Origin of the sequence: Citrobacter sp. MGH110 (assembly GCF_001037515.1) — a bacterium.
Classification (GTDB): Bacteria; Pseudomonadota; Gammaproteobacteria; order Enterobacterales; family Enterobacteriaceae; genus Citrobacter; species Citrobacter portucalensis.
On the sequence record NZ_KQ089830.1, the window covers coordinates 1,483,751 to 1,500,852 of the forward strand.

The following is a 17,102-nucleotide window of genomic DNA, read 5'->3' on the forward strand; positions in this document are numbered from 1 at the left end:
TGTTTTAGATCAACAACAAGCCGGGTATGTGGTTAACCACAATAGAGTATACCCCGTCACGATTTTTACACTGTAAATCATTGAGATTCTTTATTCATCACACGCAAATCAACGGCGTGACCAATGTTTCGTTGTTGCATCGTGACGGGAGAATATATGGACAGCAGTAAACGGCAGTTTCTCCAGCAACTGGGCGTCCTGACCGCTGGCGCATCACTGGTTCCGCTGGCTCAGGCGCAATTTCCCTTTTCGCCTGAACCCCACGAAGGCTCACAACAGCATCGCTACGCCATGCTGGTTGACCTGCGACGCTGTATCGGCTGCCAGGCCTGTACCGTCAGTTGCGCCATTGAAAACCAGACGCCACAGGGCGAATTTCGTACCCTCGTCAACCAGTATCAAGTACAGATTGAAGGCCAGCAAAGCGTTACCAACGTCCTGCTGCCGCGACTGTGCAACCATTGTGATAATCCCCCTTGCGTGCCCGTTTGCCCGGTACAAGCCACTTTCCAACGAGAAGACGGCATTGTGGTGGTCGACAACACACGCTGCGTGGGCTGCGCCTATTGCGTGCAGGCCTGCCCTTATGATGCGCGATTCATCAACCATGAAACGCAAACCGCCGATAAATGTACCTTTTGCGTTCATCGCCTAGAAGCGGGGCTGCTCCCGGCCTGTGTGGAATCCTGCGTCGGCGGCGCGCGCATCATTGGCGATATTAAAGATCCGCACAGCCGCATTTCACAAATGCTGCATGAACACCATGACGCCATCAAAGTCCTGAAGCCGGAAAGCGGTACGTCTCCTCACGTGTTCTATCTGGGACTGGATGAGGCGTTTGTCACCCCATTGATGGGACGAGCTCAACCCGCTCTATGGCAGGAGGTTTAAATGAACCATTCACTGATTATCGACGAGGTTCTGGCCCATCCCCAGGACGTAAGCTGGTTACCCTGGGCCGTACAATACTTCTTTTTCATCGGCATTGCCGCCTGCGCTGCGCTATTCGCCTGCGTTCTTCACTGGCGCAAAAAAGAAACGGTAGACCTGGAGAATCTGACGCTGTTAATCGCGCTAACCTGCGCGATTACCGCGCCACTGGCGCTGACCGCTGATCTACACCAAACCGCCCGCGTCTGGCATTTCTATGCGTATCCGACGCCATGGTCCTGGATGCCGTGGGGCGCGCTGTTTTTACCGCTGTTTACCGGTTTTTTAGGTCTGTGGTTTCTGGCGCAGCATGTGAAACGGCTAACGCTAAAAAGTTACAGCGTCACAAAATGGTTAGCACTTGGTAGCGCGCTGTCCGCCATCGGATTGCTGGTTTACACCGGCCGTGAAGTGTCGGTGGTACAGGCGCGTCCCATTTGGTTCAGTTACGCCTTTCCGGTTGCGATGTTCCTCAGCGCGCTGCAAACATTTCTTGCCCTGCTTATTGCCACGACAAATAGCAGGGACGCACTACCGCGTAAGCTAGCGTGGGGGCAAATGGTCACGTTGATCGCGCTGGCTATCGTGGTGGCGATCTGGGCGAGTGGAAATACGCGTTCCGGTTCGGCTATCCGTCAGTGGCTGGATGTTGCCTCTTCAGCACAACACTACGCTATCGGTTGGGTTGCGCTATGGCTTGTTTCGCTTGGTCTTTGCGGGTTGGTTGTACGTTACCCCTTGTCGCTACCGCTGCGCATATTACTCGCTTTTAGCGCTATGGCGCTGTGCTGGCTAATGCGCTGGACGTTACTCATCCAGGTGCAGACCGTACCGAAATTTAACGCGCAGTTTAATCCCTATACCCTGCCCGGCGGCACCGATGGCTGGCTGGCTATTGTGGGTACCTTCGGCCTGTGGATAGCACTGATTATTATTGTTCGTGAAGCCCTGAACGCGATCGCAAGGAGAATGCAACATGGCTAATTTAACCCGTCGTCAGTGGCTTAAAGTGGGCCTTGCCGTAGGTGGCATGGTGACTTTTGGCCTGAGTTATCGGGATGTGGCAAAGCGCGCTATAGACGGTTTGTTGGACGGAACCTCGGGCAAAATTACCCGTGACCGCATTTTTGCCAACGCGCTCATCCCAGAAGCCAACGCCCGGCCTCACTGGCAGCAAAACCCGCAGCAGGTGATCTCGATGACGCAGTGCTTTGGTTGCTGGACGCAGTGTGGTGTACGGGTTCGCGTTGACACTGAGCAAGGCAAAGTGCTGCGCATTGCGGGCAACCCTTATCATCCGTTGTCGCACGAGCACCATATAGACGCCTCCGTCCCCTTTGCTACGGCAATGGAACAATTGGCCGGGGAGTCAGGTCTTGACGCACGTTCCACCGCCTGCGCCCGTGGCGCAACCTTACTCGAAGGTCTGTACAGCCCGCTACGTATTCTGGAGCCTATGAAGCGTGTCGGTAAACGCGGTGAAGGAAAATGGCAGCGCATCAGCTTCGAACAGCTGATCAAAGAGGTGGTGGAAGGTGGCGATTTGTTTGGTGAAGGCCACGTTGATGGTCTGAGAGCCATCCACGATCCCACTACACCGCTTGATGCGAAACATCCCGGCTTTGGCCCAAAATCCAATCAACTGCTGGTCACCAATACCAGCGATGAAGGACGTGATACCTTTTTACGTCGCTTCGCACTGAACAGTTTCGGCAGTAAAAACTTCGGTGCTCATGGCGCTTACTGCGGCCTGGCCTATCGGGCCGGTTCCGGCGCGTTAATGGGCGATCTGGATAAAAATACCCACGTGAAACCCGACTGGGATAACGTCGAATTCGCGCTGTTTATGGGCACCTCTCCGGCGCAATCCGGCAACCCGTTTAAGCGCCAGGCCCGCCAATTGGCCAGCGCCCGTTTACGTGACGACTTCCGCTATGTTGTGGTGGCGCCAGCCCTGCCATTAACCACGGTGCTGGCTGACGATCGCGGTCACTGGCAGCCCGTACGACCGGGAAGCGACTCCGCGCTGGCTATGGGGATGATAAGCTGGATTATCGATAAACAACGCTATAACGCTGATTATCTCGCCATTCCCGGCGTGCAGGCCATGCAGCAGGCTGGAGAAAAAAGCTGGACTAACGCTACGCATCTGGTGATTACCGATGAAATTCCAACGCTTGCCGGACAGCACCTGACCCTCGCCCATCTGAGTGCAAACGCAGCCCAGGAGCCGGTGGTCGTCAACGAGGCCGGTGAGATTGTCGCCGCCAGCAGTTGCCCGCGCGCTCAGCTGTTTGTTACCCGTGAAGTGACGCTGGCCGACGGGCAGACAGTAACGGTAAAAAGCAGCTTCCAGTGTCTGCGTGAGTCCGCAGAGAAACTGTCGCTAACGCAGTACAGCCAGCAGTGTGGGGTGTCAGAAGCAGACATTGCCGCTCTGGCCGACGCATTCACCCGCCACGGGCGTAAAGCGGCAGTGATCACGCACGGCGGTATGATGGCAGGTAATGGATTTTATAACGCCTGGTCGGTGATGATGCTCAATGCGCTGATTGGCAACCTTAGTCTTGAAGGCGGCGTGTTCGTCGGCGGCGGCAAATTTAATGGCGCCACCGACGGTCCGCGCTACAACATGGACAGCTTCGCCGGGAAGGTAAAACCGAAAGGGTTAAGCATCGCGCGCAGTAAAACCGCTTATGAGTCTTCGGAAGAGTACCGCAATAAGGTGGCTGCCGGGCAATCGCCCTTCCCGGCTAAAGCGCCGTGGTATCCGTTTGTCGCCGGTCAGCTTACCGAACTCCTCGTCTCGGCGCTTGAAGGTTACCCTTATCCGCTGAAAGCCTGGATCTCCAACATGACCAACCCGTTTTACGGCATTGCGGGGTTACGCGGCGTGGCGGAAGAAAAGCTCAAGGATCCTGCTCGTCTGCCGCTGTTTATTGCCATTGACGCCTTTATGAACGAAACCACGGCGCTGGCAGATTACATCGTGCCGGATACCCACAACTTCGAAAGCTGGGGATTCAGCGCTCCGTGGGCGGGCGTGGCCAGCAAAGCCACCACCGCGCGTTGGCCAGTTGTCAGATCGGCGACCAGCCTCACGGCTGACGGTCAACCGGCCTCGATGGAGTCTTTCTGTATCGCAGTGGCAAAGCGCATCGGGCTACCTGGATTCGGCGACAATGCAATTACCGATCCGCAAGGTAATCACTATCCGTTAAACCGTGCGGAAGATTACTACCTGCGTCTCGCGGCCAATATTGCGTTTATGGGCAAAGCTCCGGTTGCTGAAGCACAGCCGGAAGACATAGCGCTGACCGGGGTCCAGCGGATCATGCCTGTGATGACCCAAACGTTGAAAACCGATGAAATCAGCCGAGTGGCGTTTATCTACTCCCGCGGCGGGCGCTTTGCGCCGGACAACAGCGGGCGAGTTGATAACCGCGTCGGCAATGCCTGGGAAAAACCGCTCCAAATCTGGAATGCGAACGTCGCCGCGCACCGCCATGCGATTACCGGCGAGCGCTTCAGCGGCTGCCCGGCCTGGTATCCTTCACGTCTGTCAGATGGACGTGCGGTCGAGGAGTTGTTCCCGGAACAAGAGTGGCCGTTGAAACTGATTTCCTTTAAATCCAATACCATGTCCAGCGCCACGGCGGTTATCCCACGCCTTCATCATCTGAAGCCGGTTAATCTGGTGGCGCTCAATCCACAGGATGGTCAGCGGTATGGTTTAGCACACGGCGATATCGTGCGTATCACCACCCCCGGTGGTCAGGCGCAAGCGCAGATAAGCCTGCTGCATGGCGTCATGCCGGGTGTTATCGCCATCGAGCATGGTTACGGGCATAAAGAAATGGGCGCGGCACGGCATACCCTCGACGGTGAGCCGATGGCGTTTGATGAGCAGATTAAGTCGGGGATTAATCTCAACGAGTTGGGTTTTGCGGACCCAACCCGACAGGTAACCAATACCTGGCTTGACTGGGTGTCGGGTGCGTCGGTGCGTCAGGGGTTGCCAGCGAGAATTGAGCGAGTGTAGCTCTGGTGCCGTATGGCATAGCGAACGCGTTTTACCCGGCCTACAGGACGTCGTAGGCCGGATAAAGCACTGCCGCCACCCGGCAAAAAGCAGATTAGTTGTTTACCGGGATCACCGCACCTTTATATTTAGTACGGATCCAGTCCTGGATCTCTTTTGAATGCAGGACATCAACCAGCGCTACGATATCCTTTTTCTTCTCGTCGCCACGATGCACGGTAATGATGTTGGCATACGGGTTGTTTTCACCACTTTCAACAGCAATAGGATCTTTCACTGGATCCAGCCCGGCGTCGATGGCGTAGTTGGCGTTAATCACCACCGCATCGCCTTCGTCGTTGTTATACATCTGCGGTAACAGCGCGGCTTCCACGTTTGGCAGGAACTTCAGCTTTTTCGGGTTTTCGACGATATCGCTAATGCGCGCAGTTACTTTATCCACGCCCGGCTTCAGCTTGATCACCCCCTCTTTTTCGAAAATCGACAGAATACGGCCTTCCTCAGATACCGCGTCACGCATGATGACTTTGCCGCCTTCCGGCAGATCTTTAAGTGATTTCACTTTTTTCGAATAGATACCAATCGGCTCAATGTGAATCGCTCCGGCGCTGACGAAGTCATACGTTTTATCGCCTGCATGGTCTTTAATCACGCTGTTCAGGTACGGAATATGCTGGAAGTAGTTGGCGTCAATCTCACGGCCAGCCAGCGCAGTGTTCGGCAGAATGTAATCCTGGAACGGTTTAATCTCCAGATCGATCCCCTGCTTCGCCAAAATCGGTTTGGCCTGTTCAAGGATCTCCGCATGCGGCACGTTAGACGCGCCAACGGTCAGAGTATCAGCCCAGGAGGCAAAGCTCAGGGCGCTTAAGGTTGCTGCGGCGAGTAACGTCAGTGATTTTTTCATGATTATGGTTTCCGTATTTTATTAGCGTTTATCTAACAGAGAGGTGATCACATCGCCGCAAAGCTGGATGATGAAGACAATGAGCAAAATCGTCACCGTCGCCACCAGCGTGACGTCGCTGTGGTTGCGCTGGAATCCTTCCAGATAGGCCAAATTCCCTAAACCACCGGCACCAATTACCCCTGCCATCGCGCTGTAGCTCACCAGCGCAATTAGCGTCACGGTGATCCCGGACACCAGAGCAGGAGATGATTCCGGCAGTAAAACTCGAAAAATAAGTGTGCTCAGTCGTGCGCCCATTGAACGCGTCGCTTCAATAACGCCTTTATCCACTTCACGCAGAGCGATTTCGACCAGACGCGCATAAAACGGCGCTGCCCCCACGATCAGCGCAGGCAACGCGGCATTGGCGCCGAGAATGGTGCCTACCATCGCTTTGGTAAACGGGATCAGCAGCACGATCAAAATGATGAATGGGATCGAACGAAAGATATTCACCACCAGCGAAATAGCGCTATATACCGCGCGATTAGGGAACAATCCGCCGCGCGCGGTCAGGAACAATGCCAGACCAAGCGCGATGCCCAGAATAAAGGTCGCCGCCCCCGAAAGAGCTGTCATATACAGCGTTTCCTGGGTTGCCGCTAACAATTGCTCCCACTTCAGATGGGGAAACAGTTCTTCAGCCATGTTGAATCACCTCGCCTTCAATGTCGCTCTGGCGCAGGTCGGCCAAAATATTGTTCAATTGTTCCTCAGAGGCCACCACGTGCACCCAGAGTTGACCAAACACGCCGTGTGCGGTTTGCGTCATTTTGCCGTGCAAGATGTTGAACGGCAGGCCATAGCGCAGGGTCAATTCCCCAACCACAGGTCGATGGGTACGTTGCCCGGTAAAGGTTAATTTGATAACCACCCCACCCAACTCGCTTGCCAGCTGCGGATTAAACTCGTCTTCTTCGGTGTACTGGCTAACCTGACGAACAAACTGTCGGGTAATAGGCTGCTGAGGATGGGTAAAGACGCTGAGCACATCACCTTCCTCAACGACCTTGCCGTTTTCCATTACCGCGACGCGATCGCAGATTTTGCGTACCACGTGCATTTCATGAGTGATCAGCACAATGGTCAATTTGAAGCGACGGTTTATATCGAGGAGTAAATCGAGGATCTGATCGGTAGTTTGCGGATCCAGCGCCGAGGTGGCTTCGTCACACAGCAGGACATCTGGATTGTTCGCCAGCGCGCGAGCAATTCCTACACGCTGTTTTTGCCCACCGCTGAGCTGGGAAGGATACGCATTTTCACGACCGCTCAGCCCAACCAGCGTAATCAGTTCAGCAACCCGCGTTTTGATGGACGCTTTGGACGCACCGGCGATTTGCATAGAGAACGCGATGTTTTCGCTAACAGTCCGCGACCACAGCAAATTGAAGTGTTGAAACACCATGCTGATTTTCAGTCGCGCCTGGCGTAACGATTCCCCACTGGCGGCCGAGATATCGTGGCCGTTAATCGTCACGCTGCCGGAGGTTGGTTTTTCGAGACCATTGAGCAAACGAATTAAGGTGCTTTTACCTGCCCCGCTGTAACCAATAATGCCGTAAATCTGCCCCTGTTCAACCGTCAGGTTGACGTTATCGACAGCGGTGATGGCAAGCCTGCCTGGCGTAAACACTTTCGAAATATTTTTCAGGACAATCATGTCGTTTGGGTATCCGCTGCTGCTTATTGTTCTTCTGCTAGCGCTTTTAGCTGTTTAGCAGTATGGATGTCCAAACGAGTGTAATCAGTGGAATTGGCTTTTAAAATGAATTAAAACGCATTTGATATAACTTTTAGAAATATAGTACTGCATCGACGTCAACGATATAAAACGTAGTCATCGAGATGTTAAATGCTGTTTGTTGCGCAACAAATCGCAACGCCGGATAACCTCTTTATCCATACCGATGAACAAATTAATGAATAATTTTTGTAAAACTGCACAGAAGTGTTTTGAAACGCTGTTTCCATTTTCCTTTTTGATAATTTTCAGCGTATAATGCGCGCCAATTGTCTCTTGAATGGTTTCAGCACATTGACCTGTAAAACTCAACGACTACAGAACTCACCATCCCGTTGGGCTGAAACACAAGCACACATTCCTCTGCACGCTTTTTCGATGTCACCTATCCTTAGAGCGAGGCATCACAACTTTCGTAACTCAGGTTTAGCTTCCCATCCGTGCGCGATGGGAGCCAGATTTCCATATCCTTCTCAACTTAAAGACTAAGACTGTCATGAAAAAGACGAAAATTGTTTGCACCATCGGTCCGAAAACCGAATCCGAAGAGATGTTAACCAAAATGCTGGACGCGGGCATGAACGTCATGCGTCTGAACTTCTCCCACGGCGACTACGCAGAACACGGTCAGCGCATCAAGAATTTGCGCAACGTTATGAGCAAAACCGGCAAGAAAGCCGCAATCCTGCTCGACACCAAAGGTCCGGAAATCCGTACCATCAAACTGGAAGGCGGTAACGACGTTTCCCTGAAAGCGGGCCAGACCTTCACCTTCACCACCGACAAATCTGTCGTAGGTAACAACGAAATCGTTGCTGTAACTTACGAAGGCTTCACTAAAGATCTGTCTGTCGGCAACACCGTTCTGGTTGACGATGGTCTGATCGGCATGGAAGTTACCGCCATCGAAGGTAACAAAGTTATCTGTAAAGTGCTGAACAACGGCGACCTGGGCGAAAACAAAGGCGTTAACCTGCCGGGCGTTTCCATCGCGCTGCCAGCACTGGCTGAAAAAGACAAACAAGACCTGATCTTCGGTTGCGAGCAAGGCGTTGACTTCGTTGCAGCGTCCTTTATCCGTAAACGTTCTGATGTCGTTGAAATCCGTGAGCACCTGAAAGCGCACGGCGGCGAAAACATCCAGATCATCTCCAAAATCGAAAACCAGGAAGGCCTGAACAACTTCGACGAAATCCTCGAAGCGTCTGACGGCATCATGGTTGCGCGTGGCGATATGGGCGTTGAGATCCCGGTTGAAGAAGTTATCTTCGCGCAGAAGATGATCATCGAAAAATGTATCCGTGCACGTAAAGTCGTTATCACTGCGACCCAGATGCTGGACTCCATGATCAAAAACCCGCGTCCGACCCGCGCTGAAGCCGGTGACGTAGCGAACGCCATCCTCGACGGTACCGACGCAGTAATGCTGTCTGGCGAGTCTGCAAAAGGTAAATACCCGCTGGAAGCCGTTACCATCATGGCGACCATCTGTGAGCGTACTGACCGTGTGATGACCAGCCGTCTGGACTTCAACAACGACAGCCGCAAACTGCGCATCACCGAAGCCGTTTGCCGTGGCGCGGTTGAAACTGCTGAAAAACTGGACGCGCCGCTGATCGTCGTCGCAACCCAGGGTGGTAAATCCGCTCGCGCAGTACGTAAATACTTCCCGGATGCCACCATCCTGGCGCTGACCACCAACGAAACTACCGCGCGTCAGCTGGTGCTGAGCAAAGGCGTTGTTGCACAGGTGGTTAAAGAAATCAGCTCTACCGATGATTTCTATCGTCTGGGTAAAGAAGTCGCTCTGGAAAGCGGTCTGGCTCAAAAAGGTGACGTTGTGGTTATGGTTTCTGGTGCACTGGTTCCGAGCGGCACCACCAACACCGCATCCGTTCACGTGCTGTAATAATTCCATCGCGAATTAATTTGCTTAAAAAAGCGCCCTGGTGGCGCTTTTTTTATTTTATCGATAGCCACAATTAATAAAAAATCAAATCGGATTTCACTATCTAATCCGTGATTATCTAAGATGAATCCGATGGAAGCTTTCTGTTTTCACTCGGGTTTTTAGCCGTTTTTGCACAATTCGATGCTTCTTTGAGCGAACGATCAAAAATAAGTGCATTCCCATCAAAAAAATATTCTCAACATAAAAAAGTTTGTGTAATACTTGTAACGCTACATGGAGATTAACTCAATCTAGAGGGTATTAATAATGAATCGTACTAAACTGGTACTGGGCGCGGTAATCCTGGGTTCTACTCTGCTGGCAGGTTGCTCCAGCAACGCTAAAATCGATCAGCTGTCTTCTGACGTTCAGACTCTGAACGCTAAAGTTGACCAGCTGAGCAACGACGTGAACGCAATGCGTTCCGACGTTCAGGCTGCTAAAGATGACGCAGCTCGCGCTAACCAGCGTCTGGACAACGCAGCTACTAAATACCGCAAGTAATAGTATCTGTGTAATAAAAATGGCGCACATTGTGCGCCATTTTTTTTTGCTCTGAATTCCTCTTCCCTGTTATTGCGTAGCGCGCACCTCAGCATCTCCTCCCGGCACGCCATTTTGCGCAGACTTCACTTCTGGCCCATTGCTCGCGACCGATGCTTGCCCGGCAGTGACGGTGACCGGATAACCTGCGCGACGATACAACGCCCTTTCCACCAGACTGTTATCCACCGCTTTATTGTCTTTAAACTGGTTAAAACCGGCTGGTAGCACATACGGCATGGTCTGGACGTTTTGTTCCTCTTCCGGCGACAGCGGTCGATGCACTTCGACATACCTCATGCCGTTCGGCTCAATCGAATATTTTATCGGCTCATTAATCACCCTGACCGGCGTGCCTGTGCGGACCTGAGCAAACAGTGCTTTAATGTCCGGCGCGTTCATGCGAATACAACCAGAACTCACACGCAGGCCCACGCTGTCCGGCGCGCTGGTTCCATGGATCAGATACTCACCGTTTCCATGCGCCAGACGCAGTGCAAAGCGTCCTAACGGGTTATTTGGCCCGGCAGGTACAACAGGCGGTAATGTGATGCCACGCTCCAGAGAGCGTTTACGGATGCCTGGTGTAGGGGTCCAGGTAGGATTCGGGATTTTCTGCCCAACCCGGGTTTCCATTACCGGCGTTTCCAGCCCCTGCAAACCGATACCAATTGGGAATACCTGAACAATATTCTCTCCTGGCGGGAAGTAATACAGACGCAGTTCCGCCAGATTCACAATAATGCCTTCGCGTGGTGCATCCGGCAGCAGTAATTGTGAGGGAATAGTAATCAGGGTTCCGGGTTTAGGTACGGGGGCAATAGTATTGTTGGCTTCAAGGATCAGCATGGCAGCGGTATCAAACTTACGGGCTATCGCCTGTAGGTTTTTATCGCCTTCCTGCACGGTGTAGGTTTGGTTTTGCCCAACAAGGCGGCTGTTCGCCTGGGGCAAAGGATAATCGACCGCCCATGCGGCCTGAATAGCGCTGTAAGCGCCGATTAGCATTAACGTAATAACAGACGCGCGTTTCATACTCACTCACCCCCCTGGCGTTCTTGCCGGACGGCGGCGAGCGCCCAATCCGGCTTACGAGTCACTGCGTTGCCTTACACGAACGCTTTCAAGTCGGTCTGAAAGTTAACGTGTTTTATCAGTTTAGCTAAGAGTTGCGGCTTTGGCGCGAATAGCCCGAATCATCGCCTCCAGCCCTTGTGAACGAGACGGCGTGAGGTGCTGTGCGAGCGCCATTTTTTCAAACCACGGACGCACATCAAAATTCACAATATCCTGGGCCGTCATGCGATCATACAAAATGAATACCACGGCAATAAGTCCTTTCACAATTGCCGCATCACTGTCGCCCTGTAATTCAATAATCCCTTCGCCATTCTGGTTCATAACAATCCATACCTGACTTTGACATCCCTGGATGCTATTTTCCGGGCAGCGTAAGTCGTCGTTTAATTCCGGCAAACGCTGACCCAGCTCAATAATGTACAGGTATTTCTCTTCCCAATTAGCGCAACGCAGAAAATTACGCAACAACTTTTCTTTATCCGGTAGCGCAGCCATAACGCCTCCCTGTTAGCCCAGTAAGTGATGAATACGCTTGAGGCCCGTTACCAGGCGATCCACTTCTTCATGGGTGTTGTACATTGCAATCGACGCCCGACACATAGCAGGAACGTTATAGTAGGCCATCAGCGGCATTGCGCAGTGATGCCCCGTCCGCACGGCTATTCCATAGTTATCAAGAAAACTGCCGACGTCAAAGGCGTGATGTTTACCAAGGTTAAATGCAATCACACCCAGGCGGTTATCCGGTCCGTAGAGTGTCAAATCCGGCACATCCGCCAGCTGCTCCAACGCATAGCGCATCATGAACTGTTCATATTCGCTGATTTCAGTAAGCCCCAGTGCTGAAACATACTCAATAGCCGCGCCGAGTCCGATAATACCTCCGGTGTTTGGCGTTCCGGCTTCAAAACGCCAGGGGGCTTTAGCCCACGTTGTCCCCTGACTCAAACTCACCGTCGCAATCATTGAACCACCGCCTTCCCAGGGTGGCATCTCCTGCAACAGCGACTCTCTGGCATACAGAACGCCAATACCGGTTGGTCCATAAAGTTTATGCCCAGAGAAAACATAAAAATCGCAATCCAGTGCCTGGACATCCACCTGATGATGCATCACCGCCTGCGCGCCATCCACCAACACTTTTGCGCCGTATTGATGCGCCAGCTCAATCATTTCCGATAACGGGTTCTCGGTACCCAACACGTTAGAAACGTGGGTAATCGCCAGCAGTTGCGTACGATCGTCAAACAGCGTCGGCAGCGTCTCCAGCTGCAACGTACCATCGGCATTGAGCGGAATAACGCGCAGCTCTGCCCCTACGCGGGCACACAGCATCTGCCAGGGCACAATATTGGCGTGGTGCTCCATTTCGCTGATGATAATGTTATCGCCCGCTCGCACATTGCTGCTGCCCCAGCTGTTCGCCACCAGATTGATGCCTTCCGTCGTACCACGAACAAACACCAGCTCTTCCGCTGAGCGGGCGTTAATAAACAACGAGGCAAGCTTGCGCACATTTTCCATTTTTTCCGTGGCCTGGGCGCTCAGCGTATGAATACCGCGGTGGACCGCCGCATAGCCGTGACGATAAAACTCGGCCTCGGCATCAATCACCTGATTGGGTTTTTGCGCGCTGGCAGCGCTGTCCAGATACGCCAACGGTAAACCGTTCACTTCACGCGTCAGGACCGGAAAGTTAGCCCGTACTTTTTCAATGGGAAATGTCATGCTGCGCCTCCCGGCAAGCGTTGGGCGATCCGCGCCAGTACCTGTTGTTTCAGCGTTTCATCGCCCAGGGCTTCCGTCAGCTCAGCGGCAAACGCATAGAGAATCATGTGTTGAGCATCCTGCTGGCCGATCCCTCGCGAACGCAGATAGAACATCTGCTCGTCGTCGATCCGTCCTACCGTCGCCCCGTGGCTGCATTTCACATCGTCGGCGTAAATTTCGAGCTGTGGCTTGGTATCCACCTCCGCCAGCTTTCCGAGCAACAAATTATTGTTGGTCATCTGACCGTCGGTTTTGATGGCGTGCTGGGCGACGTTGATCAGACCATTGAAGACCGCTCGTCCCTTATCGCTGACAATCGTTTTATGCAGCTGGCGACTGTTGCAATACCCTTTGTTGTGCTCAAGCCAGGTCCGTGTATCACAGACTTCATTTTTCACCGGCATCGCCAGACTGTTCAGCCGAAGCGTGGTGTTTTCACCGTTAAGCTGCGTACTGGTGTTATGGCGCAATACCGCATCACCAAGCAAGAAACTGTGGCTAACGGCAGTAGCATCCGCGCCCAATTGAATGTCATTATGCGCGAAGTGGTGACTAAACGGATTTTCGAACGCCAGTTTGATATGGCGCAAATGGGCGTTTGCCGCGACGTTCATCGTTAAGCGTGCGCCGGTGAAATGGCGACGCTCGCTGAGGCTGGCATAGTGTTCAATAACGGTGGCTTCTGCGCCTTCCGCTAGCTCCAGATGGTGGCGATAGTGCGCCGTATTCACCTCATCGCCCGCCAGCCCCTGGGTTATGTGTAGCAGCAGCAGCGGTTTCGCGGGGCGCTGGTTACGCTTCACCTGAATGTGCGTTACGCTACGAGACAGGCTTTCGGTAAGGTGCAAAAACACTTCCGGTTGGATAGCCGCTGGCAGCGCCTGGCGCGCATCGTCAATGGTAATGTCAAAACCGCTACCGTCTGTACTGTCGCTGAGCGTCGGAGAGAATTGCCCGTCAACAAACACCAGTCGTACAGCATCAATTGTCGGCGACAACGCTGCACATTGGGCTGACGTTATCTCAGCGACATGACTGACAAACTGGCTGTTGGTTAATCCCTCCAGCGGCGTGTATTTCCAGTCCTCATGCTTCCGCGTTGGCAGCCCCAGACGCAGCATCTGTTGCAAGTGCTGCTGCGCATGGTGTGAGCGTGTCTCCCCTTGCGTCTCAAACAGATGGTGCCACTGTTGCAGCACGTTACTGCTGTTCGCTAAGCCAGCCATAACCTTGCTCCTCCAGTTGTTTGACCAGCATAAAATCACCGGACTTCACAATTCGCCCCTGGTAGAGAACGTGAACAAAATCGGGTTTGATATAGTCCAGGATGCGCTGATAGTGAGTGACGATAATGAATGAGCGTTTCCCGTCACGCAGCGAGTTCACGCCATCCGCAACGATTTTCAGCGCATCAATATCCAGCCCGGAGTCTGACTCATCAAGAATGCACAACTGAGGCTCCAGCACGGCCATTTGCAGAATGTCATTACGTTTTTTCTCACCACCGGAGAAACCGACGTTTACCGAGCGCGTGAGCAAATCTTCCGGCATCTTCAGCAGCGCTATTTTCTCTTCCATCAGATCCTGGAAGTCAAATCGATCCAGCGACTCTTCGCCACGGTAACTCCGCACCGCATTCAGCGCCGTTTGCAGGAAAAACTGGTTACTGACGCCAGGGATTTCCACCGGATACTGGAATGCCATGAAGATCCCTTCACCGGCCCGGTCTTCCGGCGACAGTTCCAGTAAATCTTTGCCGTTGAACTCTACCGTCCCGCCAGTGACGTCGTAGTCTTCCCGCCCAGCAAGAGTTGCAGAAAGCGTACTTTTCCCCGAACCGTTTGGTCCCATAATGGCGTGAACTTCTCCGGGGCGAACCTCAAGGCTCAACCCACGCAGGATCGCCTTATCTTCCACACTGACCTGTAAATCTTTGATGCTTAACATGTGCTTTCCTTAAAATTTAACCGACGCTATGCTCAAGACTTATGGCGAGAAGTTTTTGCGCTTCCACGGCAAACTCCAGCGGCAGTTCAGAGAACACGTCTTTACAGAAACCATTCACGATCATCGAAATGGCATCCTCTTCACTGATGCCGCGCTGCAGGCAGTAAAACAACTGGTCTTCACCAATACGCGACGTGGTGGCTTCATGTTCAAGCTGGGCGCTATTGTTACGACACTCCACATACGGGAAGGTGTGTGCCCCACAATCCGCACCGATCAACATCGAGTCGCATTGGGTATAGTTGCGGGCGTTAGTAGCGGTCGGCATGATTTTCACTAAGCCGCGATAACTGTTCTGGCTGTGTCCGGCGGAGATCCCTTTCGAGATAATGGTCGATTTGGTGTTTTTGCCAATGTGGATCATTTTGGTGCCGGTATCGGCCTGCTGATGTCCACTGGTCAGCGCGACGGAGTAGAATTCGCCGATCGAGTTGTCGCCACGCAAAATGCAGCTTGGGTATTTCCAGGTAATGGCCGAGCCGGTTTCCGACTGCGTCCACGACATTTTGCTGTTTTCGCCTTCGCAGAGTGCGCGTTTGGTGACGAAATTCAAAATACCGCCCGTATTGCCATCGCCGGGAAACCAGTTTTGCACAGTGGAGTATTTCACTTCGGCATCTTTGTGGATGATGACTTCCACCACCGCCGCGTGTAGTTGGTAACTGTCGCGCACCGGGGCTGAACAGCCTTCGATATAGCTGACGTAGCTGCCCTCATCCGCAACCAGAATGGTGCGTTCAAACTGCCCGGTTTTTTCCGCATTGATACGGAAATAGGTCGACAGCTCCATTGGGCAACGTACGCCTTTCGGTACATAAATAAACGTGCCGTCAGATGCCACCGCCGCATTCAGCGCGGCAAAGAAATTGTCATTGCCGGGGACAACAGTGCCCAGGTACTGTTTTACCAGCTCAGGATGATCGTGAATGGCCTCACCGAACGAACAGAAAATAATGCCCTGTTCCGCCAGTTTGTCGCGATAGGTGGTCGCTACCGATACCGAGTCGAAAATGGCATCAACCGCAACTTCTTTGCCTTCACGTACCGGCACGCCAAGCTGTTCGAATGCGTCCTCAACCTCTTTGCTTAAAAATGCATTCGCGCCCGTTTGCTGTACCGCTCCCGGTTCAGACGCACAGGTTTCATCGCAGTTACCGCAGGAAGGTGCGGAGTAATAGCTGTACTCCTGATAATTCAGTTTGTCGTAATGCGCTTTAAGCCAGTGTGGTTCTTCCATGGTCAGCCACGCTTTAAAGGCATTCAGGCGAAATTCCAGCATCCAGTCGGGTTCATTTCGTTTTGCCGAAATCGCGCGCACGACATCTTCATTGATCCCTTTTGCCAGCTCATCGGTTTGCAGTTGGGTGAAGAAGCCCTCTTTGTAATTAAGGTGCCCGCCAGCCCAGGTGTTGACATCGTCAGTTGCTTCAGTATTACGAGACATAGTACCGCCTATACCCCAAAACTTTCGCCACAGCCGCATTCGTTCTGGGCTTTCGGGTTATGAAATTTAAATAACTGGTTTAATCCTTCGCGAACGAAATCGACTTCTGTGCCGTCAATGAACGGCATCGCCTGCAACGGCACATAAAGTCTGGCGCCCTCCGTTTCAAACAGCAGATCGTCTTTTTCGGGTTGGCGGACGGTATCCAGCACGTAACCGAATCCCGCGCACCCTGTTTGCTTCACGCCTAAACGCACACCCAACATGTCAGGTTGCTTTGCCACCAGTTCACGGATATGCGCCGCAGCCGCTGGCGTTAACGTCAGCCCACGCCAGGCAAAATCGTCCGGGTTAAATGTTCCTGAATGCAATTCCATAGAGTTACCTCGAGTCACTAGCTTTTAAGCTATAACACCATGTTAGTGATAATGATTATCACTTCAACCCCTCAACAGCAGGGGCATTCGGGTTAATCGCCCTTTTTGACTACTTTTACTAAGCATAGACCCTGCAGCGAGGGTTTACAGGGATGGATTATTTTGTTCAATGCATTGATTAATAATGGATTATGAAAATCCAATCGTTCAGTCAGGTCAAATGACAAAAGATGTATAGAAAATGTCTATTTAAGGGATAGGTGGG

The 17,102-nt window shown here is 52.7% G+C and carries 16 protein-coding genes; 6 read left to right on the top strand and 10 right to left on the bottom strand.

The window, feature by feature from the left end:
- Nucleotides 1-156: 156 nt before the first annotated feature.
- The 3 genes from ttrB to ttrA are packed head-to-tail and all read left to right on the top strand — an operon-like array spanning nucleotide 157 to nucleotide 4,972.
- Nucleotides 157-891 carry a tetrathionate reductase subunit TtrB gene (ttrB, locus tag SK38_RS07030; protein ID WP_048235478.1) on the top strand — a complete coding sequence of 245 codons (735 nt, stop codon included), beginning with the start codon at nucleotides 157-159 and terminating at the stop codon, nucleotides 889-891.
- Nucleotides 892-1,914 (top strand): tetrathionate reductase subunit TtrC, encoded by a 1,023-nt coding sequence (ttrC, locus tag SK38_RS07035; RefSeq protein ID WP_048235479.1) that lies wholly within the window; start codon nucleotides 892-894, stop codon nucleotides 1,912-1,914.
- A complete protein-coding gene (gene ttrA / locus SK38_RS07040; RefSeq protein ID WP_048235480.1) occupies nucleotides 1,907-4,972 on the top strand; it encodes a tetrathionate reductase subunit TtrA in 3,066 nt (1,021 codons plus the stop codon). Before ttrC ends, ttrA begins: the two co-directional genes overlap by 8 nt.
- Nucleotides 4,973-5,066: 94 nt before the next feature.
- Here ttrA and SK38_RS07045 read toward each other — a convergent pair whose 3' ends face one another.
- Genes SK38_RS07045 through SK38_RS07055 form a run of 3 tightly spaced genes read right to left on the bottom strand, consistent with a single transcriptional unit; the run spans nucleotide 5,067 to nucleotide 7,584 of the window.
- Nucleotides 5,067-5,879: a MetQ/NlpA family ABC transporter substrate-binding protein gene (locus tag SK38_RS07045; protein WP_003029358.1), complete on the bottom strand. Its 813-nt coding sequence runs from the start codon at nucleotides 5,877-5,879 to the stop codon at nucleotides 5,067-5,069.
- Nucleotides 5,880-5,900: 21 nt separating this feature from the next.
- Nucleotides 5,901-6,569 carry a methionine ABC transporter permease gene (locus tag SK38_RS07050; RefSeq protein ID WP_003029361.1) on the bottom strand — a complete coding sequence of 223 codons (669 nt, stop codon included), beginning with the start codon at nucleotides 6,567-6,569 and terminating at the stop codon, nucleotides 5,901-5,903.
- Nucleotides 6,562-7,584, bottom strand: coding sequence for a methionine ABC transporter ATP-binding protein (locus SK38_RS07055; protein WP_032943213.1), 1,023 nt, complete (start codon nucleotides 7,582-7,584; stop codon nucleotides 6,562-6,564). The genes SK38_RS07050 and SK38_RS07055 overlap by 8 nt, the downstream gene beginning before the upstream one ends.
- A 375-nt stretch (nucleotides 7,585-7,959) precedes the next feature.
- Between SK38_RS07055 and ynhH the strand changes: the two genes are divergently transcribed.
- The 3 genes from ynhH (at nucleotide 7,960) to lpp (ending at nucleotide 10,120) form a co-directional block, all read left to right on the top strand.
- Nucleotides 7,960-8,154, top strand: coding sequence for a protein YnhH (gene ynhH, locus SK38_RS25300; RefSeq protein WP_244293978.1), 195 nt, complete (start codon nucleotides 7,960-7,962; stop codon nucleotides 8,152-8,154).
- A 7-nt stretch (nucleotides 8,155-8,161) separates the two neighbouring features.
- Nucleotides 8,162-9,574: a pyruvate kinase PykF gene (gene pykF / locus SK38_RS07065; protein WP_003029366.1), complete on the top strand. Its 1,413-nt coding sequence runs from the start codon at nucleotides 8,162-8,164 to the stop codon at nucleotides 9,572-9,574.
- A 309-nt stretch (nucleotides 9,575-9,883) separates the two neighbouring features.
- Entirely contained in the window at nucleotides 9,884-10,120 is a 237-nt protein-coding gene (lpp, locus tag SK38_RS07070) for a murein lipoprotein Lpp (protein WP_003029373.1), read from the top strand.
- Between the two features lie 69 nt (nucleotides 10,121-10,189).
- Here lpp and ldtE read toward each other — a convergent pair whose 3' ends face one another.
- The 7 genes from ldtE to sufA all read right to left on the bottom strand — a co-directional run bounded on the left by ldtE (nucleotide 10,190) and on the right by sufA (nucleotide 16,837).
- Nucleotides 10,190-11,194 carry a L,D-transpeptidase LdtE gene (ldtE, locus tag SK38_RS07075; RefSeq protein WP_048235482.1) on the bottom strand — a complete coding sequence of 335 codons (1,005 nt, stop codon included), beginning with the start codon at nucleotides 11,192-11,194 and terminating at the stop codon, nucleotides 10,190-10,192.
- Between the two features lie 123 nt (nucleotides 11,195-11,317).
- On the bottom strand, nucleotides 11,318-11,734 hold the full coding sequence (gene sufE, locus SK38_RS07080) for a cysteine desulfuration protein SufE (RefSeq protein ID WP_003832654.1): 417 nt from the start codon (nucleotides 11,732-11,734) through the stop codon (nucleotides 11,318-11,320).
- A gap of 12 nt (nucleotides 11,735-11,746) precedes the next feature.
- Nucleotides 11,747-12,967, bottom strand: coding sequence for a cysteine desulfurase SufS (sufS, locus tag SK38_RS07085; RefSeq protein ID WP_048235483.1), 1,221 nt, complete (start codon nucleotides 12,965-12,967; stop codon nucleotides 11,747-11,749).
- The gene (sufD, locus tag SK38_RS07090) at nucleotides 12,964-14,235 is read right to left on the bottom strand and encodes a Fe-S cluster assembly protein SufD (RefSeq protein WP_032943209.1); all 1,272 of its coding nucleotides are present in this window, start codon (nucleotides 14,233-14,235) and stop codon (nucleotides 12,964-12,966) included. The genes sufS and sufD overlap by 4 nt, the downstream gene beginning before the upstream one ends.
- Complete coding sequence (gene sufC, locus SK38_RS07095; RefSeq protein WP_048235484.1) at nucleotides 14,210-14,956, bottom strand: Fe-S cluster assembly ATPase SufC; 747 nt, start codon at nucleotides 14,954-14,956, stop codon at nucleotides 14,210-14,212. Before sufC ends, sufD begins: the two co-directional genes overlap by 26 nt.
- A 16-nt stretch (nucleotides 14,957-14,972) precedes the next feature.
- Nucleotides 14,973-16,460, bottom strand: coding sequence for a Fe-S cluster assembly protein SufB (sufB, locus tag SK38_RS07100; protein ID WP_020996440.1), 1,488 nt, complete (start codon nucleotides 16,458-16,460; stop codon nucleotides 14,973-14,975).
- 8 nt (nucleotides 16,461-16,468) lie between these two features.
- A complete protein-coding gene (gene sufA / locus SK38_RS07105; protein ID WP_003832645.1) occupies nucleotides 16,469-16,837 on the bottom strand; it encodes a Fe-S cluster assembly scaffold SufA in 369 nt (122 codons plus the stop codon).
- Between the last annotated feature and the right edge of the window lie 265 nt (nucleotides 16,838-17,102).

What these genes read in the sequence shown, in the direction of transcription:
- ttrB (WP_048235478.1), top strand. Translation starts at nt 157, where the DNA reads ATGGACAGCAGTAAACGGCAGTTTCTCCAGCAACTGGGCGTCCTGACC.
- ttrC (WP_048235479.1), top strand. Translation starts at nt 892, where the DNA reads ATGAACCATTCACTGATTATCGACGAGGTTCTGGCCCATCCCCAGGAC.
- ttrA (WP_048235480.1), top strand. Translation starts at nt 1,907, where the DNA reads ATGGCTAATTTAACCCGTCGTCAGTGGCTTAAAGTGGGCCTTGCCGTA.
- SK38_RS07045 (WP_003029358.1), bottom strand. Translation starts at nt 5,879, where the DNA reads ATGAAAAAATCACTGACGTTACTCGCCGCAGCAACCTTAAGCGCCCTG.
- SK38_RS07050 (WP_003029361.1), bottom strand. Translation starts at nt 6,569, where the DNA reads ATGGCTGAAGAACTGTTTCCCCATCTGAAGTGGGAGCAATTGTTAGCG.
- SK38_RS07055 (WP_032943213.1), bottom strand. Translation starts at nt 7,584, where the DNA reads ATGATTGTCCTGAAAAATATTTCGAAAGTGTTTACGCCAGGCAGGCTT.
- pykF (WP_003029366.1), top strand. Translation starts at nt 8,162, where the DNA reads ATGAAAAAGACGAAAATTGTTTGCACCATCGGTCCGAAAACCGAATCC.
- lpp (WP_003029373.1), top strand. Translation starts at nt 9,884, where the DNA reads ATGAATCGTACTAAACTGGTACTGGGCGCGGTAATCCTGGGTTCTACT.
- ldtE (WP_048235482.1), bottom strand. Translation starts at nt 11,194, where the DNA reads ATGAAACGCGCGTCTGTTATTACGTTAATGCTAATCGGCGCTTACAGC.
- sufE (WP_003832654.1), bottom strand. Translation starts at nt 11,734, where the DNA reads ATGGCTGCGCTACCGGATAAAGAAAAGTTGTTGCGTAATTTTCTGCGT.
- sufS (WP_048235483.1), bottom strand. Translation starts at nt 12,967, where the DNA reads ATGACATTTCCCATTGAAAAAGTACGGGCTAACTTTCCGGTCCTGACG.
- sufD (WP_032943209.1), bottom strand. Translation starts at nt 14,235, where the DNA reads ATGGCTGGCTTAGCGAACAGCAGTAACGTGCTGCAACAGTGGCACCAT.
- sufC (WP_048235484.1), bottom strand. Translation starts at nt 14,956, where the DNA reads ATGTTAAGCATCAAAGATTTACAGGTCAGTGTGGAAGATAAGGCGATC.
- sufB (WP_020996440.1), bottom strand. Translation starts at nt 16,460, where the DNA reads ATGTCTCGTAATACTGAAGCAACTGACGATGTCAACACCTGGGCTGGC.
- sufA (WP_003832645.1), bottom strand. Translation starts at nt 16,837, where the DNA reads ATGGAATTGCATTCAGGAACATTTAACCCGGACGATTTTGCCTGGCGT.